The 12254-nt window shown below is 72.0% G+C and carries 11 protein-coding genes; all 11 read left to right on the top strand.

Annotated elements, in window-relative coordinates; translation table 11 throughout:
• Positions 1–53: 53 nt before the first annotated feature.
• Entirely contained in the window at positions 54–974 is a 921-nt protein-coding gene (locus ACFY0P_RS16415) for a MarR family winged helix-turn-helix transcriptional regulator (protein ID WP_388912567.1), read from the top strand.
• A gap of 160 nt (positions 975–1134) precedes the next feature.
• Entirely contained in the window at positions 1135–2850 is a 1716-nt protein-coding gene (locus ACFY0P_RS16420) for an NAD(P)/FAD-dependent oxidoreductase (protein ID WP_388912570.1), read from the top strand.
• A gap of 31 nt (positions 2851–2881) precedes the next feature.
• Positions 2882–3451 (top strand): flavin reductase family protein, encoded by a 570-nt coding sequence (locus ACFY0P_RS16425; RefSeq protein ID WP_351959125.1) that lies wholly within the window; start codon positions 2882–2884, stop codon positions 3449–3451.
• Between the two features lies 1 nt (position 3452).
• The gene (locus ACFY0P_RS16430; RefSeq protein WP_388912572.1) at positions 3453–5219 is read left to right on the top strand and encodes an acetyl/propionyl/methylcrotonyl-CoA carboxylase subunit alpha; all 1767 of its coding nucleotides are present in this window, start codon (positions 3453–3455) and stop codon (positions 5217–5219) included.
• A gap of 5 nt (positions 5220–5224) precedes the next feature.
• On the top strand, positions 5225–6163 hold the full coding sequence (locus ACFY0P_RS16435; RefSeq protein WP_388912575.1) for a hypothetical protein: 939 nt from the start codon (positions 5225–5227) through the stop codon (positions 6161–6163).
• 62 nt (positions 6164–6225) lie between these two features.
• Positions 6226–7692, top strand: a complete 1467-nt coding sequence (locus ACFY0P_RS16440; protein ID WP_388912578.1) for an FAD-dependent monooxygenase — start codon at positions 6226–6228, stop codon at positions 7690–7692.
• Between the two features lie 171 nt (positions 7693–7863).
• On the top strand, positions 7864–8193 hold the full coding sequence (locus tag ACFY0P_RS16445) for a TcmI family type II polyketide cyclase (protein WP_388912581.1): 330 nt from the start codon (positions 7864–7866) through the stop codon (positions 8191–8193).
• Positions 8190–9464, top strand: coding sequence for a beta-ketoacyl-[acyl-carrier-protein] synthase family protein (locus ACFY0P_RS16450; RefSeq protein ID WP_388912584.1), 1275 nt, complete (start codon positions 8190–8192; stop codon positions 9462–9464). Before ACFY0P_RS16445 ends, ACFY0P_RS16450 begins: the two co-directional genes overlap by 4 nt.
• The gene (locus ACFY0P_RS16455) at positions 9461–10669 is read left to right on the top strand and encodes a ketosynthase chain-length factor (protein WP_388912587.1); all 1209 of its coding nucleotides are present in this window, start codon (positions 9461–9463) and stop codon (positions 10667–10669) included. Before ACFY0P_RS16450 ends, ACFY0P_RS16455 begins: the two co-directional genes overlap by 4 nt.
• A 431-nt stretch (positions 10670–11100) precedes the next feature.
• Positions 11101–11376 carry an acyl carrier protein gene (locus tag ACFY0P_RS16460; RefSeq protein WP_388912590.1) on the top strand — a complete coding sequence of 92 codons (276 nt, stop codon included), beginning with the start codon at positions 11101–11103 and terminating at the stop codon, positions 11374–11376.
• Positions 11377–11466: 90 nt separating this feature from the next.
• On the top strand, positions 11467–12252 hold the full coding sequence (fabG, locus tag ACFY0P_RS16465; RefSeq protein ID WP_388912593.1) for a 3-oxoacyl-ACP reductase FabG: 786 nt from the start codon (positions 11467–11469) through the stop codon (positions 12250–12252).
• The last annotated feature ends 2 nt before the right edge of the window (positions 12253–12254 follow it).

A 12254-nucleotide genomic window follows, 5' to 3' on the forward strand; every position in this document is an offset into this window, starting at 1 on the left:
CTCGGGCAGGAGGTGCTGTCTTGCGGTACGAGAGCGATGAGGAGCGCGGCCCGGTGACCCGGACCGAGCAGACCGCGGAGGTCCCCGGAGTCCTGCCGGAGGCGCTCACGGGCTTCATCGGCTACCTCCTGCGCCGCGTCTACGCCCAGTTCTCCGCCACCGACGACGGCGACGGCGGCGACTCCCGCGACTTCCTGGTCCTCGACGCGCTCACCGGCCGCGACTGGGAGTCGCAGCTCGACCTCGCGGAGCGGCTCGGCATCAACCGCACCATCATGGTCGGCGTCATCGACCGGCTGGAGGCCCGCGACGAGGTCCGGCGCACCCGCAACCCCGACAACCGGCGCCAGTACGTGCTCTCCCTGACCGACAAGGGACGCGAGGCCGTCGAGGCCAGGCGGCGGGCGGTCGCCGAGCGGGACGCCCGGCTCACCGCCGTCCTCACGGACGAGGAGACCGCCCGGCTCGACGAGCTGCTGGCCCGGCTGCTGCCGGAGTCCGCGCAACCCCTCGTGCAGGGCACCGAGTACCTGGTCGCGCAGGCCCATCACCGGGTGCGCAGGCACGGCGACGACAAACTGGCCGGCACCGGCCTTCGGGTGCGTCACTACGGCCCGCTGTACGCCCTCGACGTCCTCGGACCCATCGCCCAACAGCGGCTCGCCGAACTGCTCGCCATCACCGGCCCCGCCGCCTCCCAGCTGGTCGACGAACTGGTCAAGCTGGGACTGGTGCGGCGGGGCCGCGACCCGCACGACCGACGTCGCTATGCCCTCGAACTGACCGAGTCGGGCCGTCAGCAGCTCGGTGTCGTGGCCCGCGCCGTCGCGGAGCTCGCCGCGGACGAGTCCGCCATGCTCGGCCCCGGCGGCGAGGACGAACTGCGCCGGCTGCTGCTGAAACTCCTGGCCCCGACGCATTCCGGCCCGGCATTCACGGAGTACGGCAACTCATCCGTCCCAGCCAGGGGTTGACCCTCTGGCCAAAGGATGTCACGCTTAATTCAGCGGATACTCCGCGCCCTTTTCCAGGCTCTTCGCACCGCCCTTCCGAATTCTCTCCGGAAGGGCCGCGAGGGGCCTTTTTTCATGCTGATTTCCCGTTGCGCACCGCCCCTCGACGAAGGAGACAGTCATGGTCGCCCAGAAGACCGACGGCGCGCCGGAACCGGCGCGCACACCCGAGGACATGACCTTCGACGTCATCATCCTCGGCTCGGGCCTCGCCGGCTCCGTCACCGGTGCCGTCCTGGCCAAGCACGGTGCCAAGGTGCTGCTGGTCGACGCGGCCGCGCACCCGCGCTTCGCGATCGGCGAGTCCATGACCCCGCAACTCGTGGAATGGATCCACATCCTCGCCGAACGCCACGACATTCCCGAGCTGAAAAGCCTGGCGAGTGTCGAGGCCTCCACCCGTGACATCGGTCCTACCTTTGGCACGAAGGCCCACTTCGGCTTCATGAAGCACGAGGTCGGAAAAGAGCCGAACCCGCGTGAGGCCACCCAGCTCGCCCTGCCGAAGATATTCCACCAGAACAGCCACATGTTCCGGCAGGACAGCGACTCCTTCATGTTCCACGTCGCCGTCAAGTACGGCTGCACCCCCCGGCAGAACTGGCGTGCGAACGAGGTCGAGTTCGACGACGACGGCGTCACCGTCCTCGGCCGCAGCGCCGCCCCCGGCGCCGAGCCCGAGCTGTACCGGGCGAAGTACCTGGTGGACGCCTCCGGCTTCCGCTCCCCGCTCGCCGACAAGTTCGACCTGCGCGACAAGCCCACCGCCCGCTTCAAGCACCACTCCCGCTCGATGTTCACGCACTACGTCGGCATCAAGCGGTTCGACGACGTCAGCGGCCACCCGCAGGACCTGCGCCCGCCGGCCGACTGGCACACCGGCACCATGCACCACCTCATCGAGCGCGGCTGGTTCTGGATCATCCCCTTCGACAACCACCCCAAGTCCCGCAACCCGCTGTGCAGCGTCGGCCTGACCATGGACGAGCGCACCTACCCCAAGCCCAAGGACCTCACCCCGGAGCAGGAGTTCCAGTCCTTCCTCGACAAGTACCCGGCGGTGAAACGCCAGTTCGACGGCGCCACCCGGGTCCGCGAGTGGATCTCCACCGACCGGCTGCAGTACTCCTCGAAGCAGACCATCGGCGACCGCTGGTGCCTGATGTCGCACGCGGCCGGCTTCCTCGACCCGCTGTTCTCCCGCGGCCTGTCCAACACCATGGAGGTCGTCGACGCCCTCACCTCCCGGCTGATCCCCGCCCTGAAGGACGGTGACTTCTCCGCGGAGCGCTTCGAGTACGTCGAGCGCGTGGAGCAGGGCCTGCTCCAGTACAACGACGACCTGGTCAACAGCTCCTTCATCGCCTTCTCCCACTTCCGGCTCTGGAACGCGGTCTTCCGGGTCTGGGGCTCCTTCATCACCCCCGGCACCATGCGGCTGACCCGCGCCCGCCTCAAGCACTTCAAGGACCACGACGTACGCCACTTCGACGAGCTGGAGAAGGTGCCGTACCCGGGCCTGTGGTGGCCGCAGAGCGACTCCTTCAAGCGGATCCTGGAGACCACCGCCGAGACCTGCGAGAAGTACGAGGCCGGCGCGCTCACCGGCGACGAGGCCGCCGACATCGTCTTCGGGCTGCTCAAGGAGTCCCCGGTCGTCAACCCGGTCTTCGGCTGGAAGGACGAGCAGCGGCGGTTCATCTACCCCTCCACGCTGACCATGGCCCGCTTCCTGTACTGGGCCTCCGTCGAGGCGCCCGCCGAGATGAACAGCGTCGGCCGCGAGTTCCTGCTCGGCATCCTCAAGGCCGGCGCGAAGGTCCGCAAGCTCCTCTGACCCCTCCCAGCCAAGCCAGAAAGGGATCCGCATGTCCGCAGCAGCGCGGTCGCTGACCCGCGCCGAAGAGACCCGGCCCGTCGAACCGCTGGATCTGCGCCGCGTGTGCGGCCTGTTCACGACCGGTGTCACGGTCATCACCACCGGCCCCGACGGCGACGCGGACGGCACCACCGTCAACTCGTTCACCTCGGTCTCGCTGGAACCCCCGCTGGTGCTGTTCTGTCTGCACCACCAGTCCCGGCTGCACACACTCCTGGAGCGGAGCGGCGGGTTCACCGTGAACTTCCTGTCCGGGCGGCAGCAGCCGCTGGCCCGGCACTTCGCCGGGCGCCGGGCCACCGCCGGCGCGGGCGCCTTCGAGGGCGTCCCGCACCACTTCACCGAGGACGGGCTGCCCGTGCTCAGCGAGGCCCTCGCCCACCTCACCTGCACCACCGTCGACGTGCACACGGCCGGCGACCACGACATCGTCATCGGCGAGGTGGTGGAGCTGGGCGTCCCCGAGCACGGCCTGGAACCGCTGATCTTCTTCGACGGCTCCCTGGGGCCGCTGGAGACCGGCGCGGACCGCTTCCAGCACGCCCGGCAGGCGTCCTGACATGCGACGGGTGCTCATCGCCAACCGTGGCGAGATCGCCGTACGCGTGGCCCGGGCCTGCCGGGACGCCGGGATCGCGAGCGTCGCCGTCTACGCGGACCCGGACCGCGACGCCCTGCACGTCCGGGTCGCCGACGCCGCCTTCGCCCTGGGCGGTGACACCCCCGCCACCAGCTACCTGGACTTCGCGAAGGTCCTGCGGGCCGCCCGGGAGACCGGGGCGGACGCCGTCCATCCGGGCTACGGCTTCCTCTCCGAGAACGCGGAGTTCGCGCAGGCGGTCCTGGACGCGGGCCTGACCTGGATCGGCCCGCCGCCGCAGGCCATCCGCGACCTGGGCGACAAGGTGGCGGCCCGGCACATCGCCCAGCGGGCCGGCGCCCCGCTGGTGGCCGGTACCCCGGAACCGGTGAGCGGTGCGGACGAGGTCGTGGCGTTCGCCGCGGAGCACGGCCTGCCGATCGCCATCAAGGCGGCCTTCGGCGGCGGCGGGCGCGGCCTGAAGGTCGCCCGCACCCTGGAGGAGGTGCCGGAGCTCTATGAGTCGGCGGTGCGGGAGGCGGTGGCCGCCTTCGGACGCGGGGAGTGCTTCGTGGAGCGCTACCTGGACCGGCCGCGGCATGTCGAGACGCAGTGCCTCGCGGACCGGTACGGCAACGTCGTGGTCGTATCGACCCGTGACTGCTCGCTGCAGCGCCGCCACCAGAAGCTGGTGGAGGAGGCTCCGGCACCGTTCCTGACGCCGGAGCAGACCGCCGAGCTGTACCGGGCGTCCAAGGCCATCCTGCGCGAGGCCGGCTATGTCGGCGCGGGTACCTGCGAGTTCCTGGTCGGGCAGGACGGCACCATCTCCTTCCTGGAGGTCAACACCCGGCTCCAGGTGGAGCACCCGGTGACCGAGGAGGTCGCCGGCATCGACCTGGTCCGCGAGATGTTCCGCATCGCCGACGGCGAGGAACTCGGTTACGGGGACCCCGAGTTGCGGGGCCATTCCGTCGAGTTCCGGATCAACGGCGAGGACCCGGGCCGGGGTTTCCTGCCCGCCCCGGGCACGGTGACGGTCTTCGAGCCGCCGTCGGGTCCGGGAGTACGGCTGGACGCGGGCGTGGCGTCGGGCAGTGTCATCGGCCCGGCCTGGGACTCGCTCCTCGCCAAGCTGATCGTCACCGGCCGCACCCGCGCGGAGGCCCTGCAGCGGGCCGCGCGGGCGCTCGACGAGTTCCGTGTGGAGGGGATGGCCACGGCGATCCCGTTCCACCGGGCGGTGGTGCGGGATCCGGCGTTCGCCCCGGCCGAGGGGCCGTTCACCGTCCACACCCGGTGGATCGAGACCGAGTTCGTCAACGCGATCGAGGCCTTCACGGCGGCCCCGGCCGACGGTTCCGAGACGGCGGAGGCCGGCCGGGAGACGGTGGTGGTCGAGGTCGGCGGGCACCGGCTGGAGGTCACGCTGCCTGCGGTGCTGGGGCGGGTCCCGGAGCGAACGCCCGTGGGGGCCGCAGCCCCCCGGTCCCGCCGCCGCAACGCCGGCGGTTCGGCGCCCGCCGCCTCCGGGGACACCCTCACCTCTCCCATGCAGGGCACCGTCGTCAAGGTCGCCGTCGCCGAGGGGCAGACGGTCGAGAAGGGCGACCTGGTCGTCGTACTCGAGGCCATGAAGATGGAACAGCCGCTCACCGCGCACCGCTCCGGCACCGTGACCGGGATCGCCGCCGAGGTGGGGCAGGCCCTCGCCGCCGGCGCCGCGGTCTGCGAGATCAAGGACTGATCGCTGTGGCAGCACTCACCTACACCGACGCCATGAACGGTGCCCTGGAGCGGCTGCGCTCCGTGGGGTACGAGCACGGGCGCAGCTTCGTCAACCACGCGCCGATGGCCGCCGAGGCCCTGGCCCACATGGGCTACGCCGACGAGGTGCCCGGCTGGGTGGAGGGCCACCTGCGCAGCCACACCTTCCACGACGTGCCCGAGCGGCGGTTCACCCTCGACCCGGCCGACGAGGCCGACTGGCGGCAGGCGCTCGGCCAGTTCGGCCGGGTCGCCGACTGGACCGCCCTGTTCGAGCGCGAGCTGGCCGAGGGGGAGTGGACCGAGGTCCTGGCCCGCTGGTGGCCCCGGCTGCTGCCCGGCATGTCCGGGGTGCTCACGCACGGGGTGATCCGCACCGCGCACGCGGTCCGGGCGGTGGTGACCGCCGGTCCCGACCACCGTATGCAACTGGCCGAGCTGGCGCAGGGGCTGGGGTACTGGGCGGCCCGGTACTCCGAGGGCGGGGTCGTGGTCCCGGAGCACCCGGGCGGCGGTGCCGACGTCGTACGGGCGCTGGACGAGCTCGTCGCCGAGTTCTCCGGGATCTACGCCACGCTCTCCCTCCCGCACCCGGTCCCGCTGATCCACTCGGTCACCGGGCCCGCCGCCGTACGGCTGGTGGTGGAGCACCTGCCGGCGGACCAGCGGTGGCCGTCGTACCGGGTGGCACGGGCCGTCAGCCGCACGATGCTCGACTGGTTCCACGCCGTGCCCCGGCCCGCGGCCCCGCTGCCGGACGCCCCCGACCCGGCCACCCTGTTCGCCGAGGCCGTCCAGATCGGCGACGAGCACGCCATCAAGCTCGCCGAAGTGGCCGTACGGCACGAGGCGCTGGCGCCCGACCCGCGGCACGCGGCGGCCGCGCACGTGGCCAACCGGGCGATCGGGCGCCTGTACCGCTGACAGTTCGTCTTCGCCGACGGTCTCCCCGACGGGACCGTACGGAACCGTTCCCGAGGAGTGTCATGGACGCACAAGTCATCGTCGTGGGCGCCGGTCCTGCCGGCATGATGCTCGCGGGCGAGCTACGGCTCGCGGGCGCCGACGTCATCGTCCTGGAGAAGCTGCCCGCGCGCACCGGAGAGTCGCGCGGGCTCGGCTTCACCGCCCGCACCATGGAGGTCTTCGACCAGCGCGGACTGCTGCCCCGCTTCGGGGACATCGAGGTCAGCAACGTGGGCCACTTCGGCGGCCTGCCGGTCGACTTCGGTGTCCTCGACGGCGCCCACCAGGCTGCCAAAACGATCCCGCAGTCGGTCACCGAGACCGTCCTGGAGGAGTGGGCCGGCCGGCTCGGCGCGGACATCCGGCGCCGGCACGAGGTGCTGTCCGTCAAGGAGAAGGAGGACAGCGTCGAGGTCGAGGTGCGCGGCCCCGAGGGCGTGCACCGGCTGCGCGCCGAGTATCTCGTGGGCTGCGACGGCGGCCGCTCGACCATCCGCAAGGCCGCCGGCTTCGACTTCCCGGGGACGCCGTCGACGCTGGAGATGTACCTCGCCGACGTGAAGGGCATCGAGCTGGAGCCCCGGATGATCGGGGAGACCCTGCCCGGCGGGATGGTCATGGTCGGACCGCTGCCCGGCGGCATCACCCGGCTGATCATCTGCGAGCGCGGCACCCCGCCGCAGCGCCGCGAGAAGCCGCCGACCTGGGCGGAGGCCGCGGCGGCCTGGCAGCGGCTGACCGGTGACGACATCTCGCACGCCGAGGCGGTGTGGGTGTCGTCCTTCGGCGACGGCACGCGCCTTGTCACCGAGTACCGGCGCGGCCGGATCCTGCTCGCCGGCGACTCCGCGCACATCCACCTCCCGGCCGGCGGCCAGGGCATGAACACCAGCATCCAGGACGCCGTGAACCTCGGCTGGAAGCTGGGCGCGGTGGTGCGGGGGCGGGCGCCGGAGGCGCTGCTCGACACCTACCACGACGAACGGCACCCCGTCGGGGAGCGGCTGATGATGAACACCCGGGCGCAGGGGCTGCTGTTCCTGTCCGGGCCCGAGGTGCAGCCGCTGCGCGACGTGCTCAACGAGCTGATCCGGTATCCGGAGGTCGGCAGGCACCTGGCGGCGATGGTGTCCGGGCTGGAGATCCACTACGACGTCGACGGGGGCGCTCACGCGCTGCTGGGCCGGCGGTTGCCGAACGTGCCGCTCGCCGGGCACAAGAGGGTGGCCTCCAGCACGGAGGCGCTGCGTGCCGGGCGGGGTGTGCTGCTCGACCTCGCCGACAACGAGAGGCTGCGGGAGCGCGCCTGGGCCTGGCGGGACCGGGTGGACGTGGTGACGGCGGTGGCGGAGGTGGCGGCCGGCGGGCCGCTGGCCGGGACCACGGCTGTGCTGGTGCGGCCCGACGGTTATGTGGCCTGGGCGGCGCCGGGGAGTCATGCGGATCTGCCGATGGCGCTAGAGCGGTGGTTCGGGCCTGCGCGCTGAGAGCGCCGGGTTGCGTCGTATCGCGGCTGTCCCGCCGTCGTGGCTGGTCGCGCAGTTCCTCCCCCAGCCTTCGGCCGGGGGTGCCCCCAGCGCCCCTTACGGGGCGCTGTCGCCGCCGTCCATCGATACGTTCGCGCGCCCTGACGGGGCGCTTGTCCTTAAGGAGTTTTCATGCACAGCACCCTGATCGTCGCCCGGATGGAACCGGGTAGCAGTGCGGAAGTCGCCCGGCTGTTCGGGGAGTTCGACCGGAGCGAGATGCCGCACCTGATGGGCACCAGGCGCCGTGAGCTCTTCGCCTACCGCGGGCTGTACTTCCACCTCCAGCACTTCGACACCGACAACGGCGGTGAGCTGATCGAGGAGGCCAAGAGCGACCCGCGGTTCGTGCGGATCAGTGAGGACCTCAAGCCGTTCATCCAGGCGTACGACCCCGCCACCTGGCGGTCTCCCGCCGACGCGGTCGCCACGCGCTTCTACGACTGGGAGGGCCGGGCGTGAACGCCAGGCGAGTGGTCATCACCGGGGTCGGTGTCATCGCCCCCGGCGGTGTCGGCACCAAGAACTTCTGGAACCTGCTCAGCGAGGGCCGCACCGCGACCCGCGGCATCACCTTCTTCGACCCGTCCTCCTTCCGGTCCCGGGTCGCCGCCGAGGTCGACTTCGACCCGGAGGAGCACGGGCTGAGCCCGCAGGAGATACGACGGATGGACCGGGCGGCGCAACTGGCCGTCGTCAGCGCCCGGGAGGCCCTCGCCGACAGCGGGCTCGACCTGTCCGGCGCCGACCCCTACCGGGTCGGGGTCACCATCGGCAGCGCGGTCGGCGCGACCATGGGGCTCGACCAGGAGTACCGGGTGGTCAGCGACGGCGGCCGGCTCGACCTCGTCGACCACACCTACGCCGTCCCGCACCTCTACAACTACCTGGTGCCCAGTTCGTTCGCGGCGGAGGTCGCCTGGGCGGTGGGCGCGGAGGGCGCGGCCACGGTCGTGTCGACCGGCTGCACGTCGGGGCTCGACTCCGTCGGGCACGCCGTGGAGCTGATCCGGGAGGGCTCGGCCTGCGCGATGATCGCCGGCGCCACCGACGCCCCGATCTCCCCGATCACCCTGGCCTGCTTCGACGCCATCAAGGCCACCACCCCGCGCAACGACGACCCCGAGCACGCCTCCCGCCCCTTCGACGGCACCCGCAACGGGTTCGTGCTGGGGGAGGGGTCGGCCGTCTTCGTCCTGGAGGAGCTGGAGGCCGCGAAGCGGCGCGGCGCGCACATCTACGCCGAGATCGCCGGGTACGCCTCCCGCTGCAACGCCTTCCACATGACCGGGCTGCGGCCCGACGGCGCGGAGATGGCCGAGGCCATCACGGTCGCCCTCGACGAGGCACGGCTCAACCCCGAGGCGATCGACTACATCAACGCGCACGGCTCCGGCACCAAGCAGAACGACCGGCACGAGACCGCCGCGTTCAAGAAGAGCCTCGGCGACCACGCCTACCGGACCCCGGTCTCCTCGATCAAGTCGATGGTCGGGCACTCGCTCGGCGCGATCGGCTCCATCGAGATCGCCGCGTCCGTCCTCGCCATGGAGCACAACGTCGTGCCCCCGACGGCGAACCTGCACACCCCCGACCCCGAGTGCGACCTGGACTACGTCCCGCTCACCGCCCGCGAGCACCGCACCGACGCGGTGCTCACCGTGGGCAGCGGGTTCGGCGGCTTCCAGAGCGCGATGGTGCTCGCCCGACCGGAGAGGAGCGCGGCCGCATGAGCGCGCGGACCGTGGTGACCGGGCTCGGCATCGCCGCGCCCAACGGCCTTGGCACGACCGACTACTGGGCGGCCGCCCGGGCCGGGAAGAGCGGGATCGGCCGCATCACGCGCTTCGACCCGTCCGGGTACCCGGCGAAGCTGGCCGGTGAGGTGCCCGGGTTCAGCGCCGGGGAACACCTGCCGAGCCGGCTGCTCGCCCAGACCGACCACATGACCCGGCTCGCGCTCGTCGCGACGGACTGGGCGCTGGCCGACGCGGAGGTCACTCCGGCCGACCTGCCCGCCTACGACATGGGCGTCGTCACCGCCAGCTCCTCCGGCGGCTTCGAGTTCGGGCAGGGCGAGCTGCAGAAGCTGTGGAGCCAGGGCAGTCAGTTCGTCTCGGCATACCAGTCGTTCGCCTGGTTCTACGCCGTCAACAGCGGCCAGATCTCCATCCGCAACGGGATGAAGGGCCCGAGCGGGGTCGTCGTCTCCGACCAGGCGGGCGGCCTCGAGGCCCTCGCGCACGCGCGCCGGCAGATCCGGAAGGGGACTCAGCTCATCGTCTCCGGGGCGATCGACGCGTCCATCTGCCCGTGGGGGTGGGTGGCGCAGCTCGCCAGCGACCGGCTGTCCACGTCGGAGGAACCGGACCGGTCCTACCTGCCGTTCGACTCCGCGGCGGCCGGGCACGTGGCCGGCGAGGGCGGGGCGATCCTGATCCTGGAGGCCGAGGAGACGGCCGTACGGCGCGGTGCCCGGGTGTACGGGGAGATCGCCGGGTACGGCGCGACGTTCGACCCGGCGCCGGGGAGCGGGCGGCCGCCGGGGCTGCGCAAGGCGATCGAGCTGGCCCTCGCCGACGCGGGCGCCGACGCGGCCGACGTGGACGTGGTGTTCGCCGACGCGGCGGCCGTGCCGGAGCTGGACCGGGTGGAGGCCGATGCGCTGAGCGAGGTGTTCGGGCCGCACGGGGTGCCGGTGACCGCGCCGAAGACGATGACCGGGCGGCTGTACTCGGGGGCTGCGCCGCTGGACGTGGCGACGGCGCTGCTCGCCGTCCGGGACGGGGTGGTGCCGGCGACGGTGAACGTCTCGCCGGAGGCGGGCTATGACCTCGACCTGGTGGTGGGTGAGCCGCGGCTGACCGAGGTGCGGACGGCGCTGGTGCTGGCCCGCGGGTACGCCGGGTTCAACTCCGCGATGGTCGTACGGGCGTAGGGCTCGCCCACGGCCGTAGGGGCTGGTGCCGTGGCGCGACTGCGGCCCGGCGGGGGCTGATCGCGCAGTTCCCCGCGCCCCTTACGGGGCGCTGCCCCGCCGCGTCCTCCATAGCCGCGGGCAGGGCACAGCCATTCAGCCGCGGGCAGTCGTGCCTCCCCCAGTGCCTTAAGGGCCTGGGAGGTGCCCCCAGGGCGGCACGGGTGGGCGCTGGGGGTCCCCCCCGGCCGAAGGCTGGGGGCGGCACCCTGCAAGCGCCGGTGAGCGTCCCCACCCCGACCCCAGCCCCCACCGGCCCAGCCCTCCCTTGGCCCCAGACCTGCTGACCTCAGCCCCCTCAAAGACCCGCCCGTCCTCCCGGCCCCCATCTCTCCCACGCCTGGGCCGGCAGGGCGGGCGTTCCCATTCGTAGTCGTGAAAGGAAGATCACCGTGGCCACCCAGTCCTTCACCCTCGACGACCTCAAGCGGATCCTGCTGGAGGCCGCCGGTGCCGATGAGAGCGTCGATCTCGACGGGGACATCCTCGACACCGACTTCGAGGAGCTCAGCTACGAGTCGCTCGCCATCCTGGAGACCTGCGGGCGCATCGAGCGGGAGTACGACATCACGCTCGACGACACCGTGGTGACCGAGGCCAAGACGCCCCGCGAGCTGCTCGCCGTCGTCAACACGCAGCTCGGTGACGTCGCCGCGACCGCGGCCTGACCGACCTCTCCTCCACCCCCCTCCGGCCGCCGGCGCCCGTCCTGACCGGGCGCCGGCGGCTCCCCCATGCCCTGAAAGGGAGCTGCAGACATGTCCGAACAGCAGCAGAGGGTCGCCCTGGTCTCCGGGGCCACCAGCGGAATCGGTCTCGCCTCGGCGCGGCTGCTGGCCCAGCAGGGCCACCGCGTCTTCATCGGCTCCCGCGACGCCGGGAACGTCGAGCGGACCGTGAAGGAACTGCGCGAGGAAGGGCTCGACGTCGACGGGACCAACCTCGACGTGCGGTCCGCGCTGTCCATCGAGAACTTCGTGCGGGCCGCCGTCGAGCGGTACGGCACCGTCGACGTGCTGGTCAACAACGCCGGGCGGTCCGGCGGCGGCGTGACCGCCGACATCGACGACGAGCTCTGGTACGACGTCGTCGAGACCAACCTCAACAGCGTCTTCCGCCTCACCCGCGCCGCCCTCACCACCGGCGGCATGCGGGACAAGAGCCGGGGGCGGATCATCAACATCGCGTCCACGGCCGGGAAGCAGGGCGTCGTGCTCGGGGCGCCGTACTCCGCCTCGAAGCACGGGGTCGTCGGGTTCACGAAGGCCCTCGGCAACGAGCTGGCCCCCACCGGCATCACCGTCAACGCCGTCTGCCCGGGGTACGTCGAGACGCCCATGGCGCAGCGCGTGCGCGCCGGTTACGCCGCCGCCTACGACACCAGCGAGGACGCCATCCTCGACAAGTTCACGGCGAAGATCCCGCTCGGCCGCTACTCCACCCCCGAGGAGGTCGCCGGTCTTGTCGGCTACCTCGCCTCCGACACCGCCGCCTCCATCACCGCGCAGGCCCTCAACGTCTGCGGCGGCCTCGGCAACTTCTGAAA

The organism is Streptomyces sp. NPDC001714 (assembly GCF_042892755.1).
Lineage (GTDB): Bacteria > Actinomycetota > Actinomycetes > Streptomycetales > Streptomycetaceae > Streptomyces.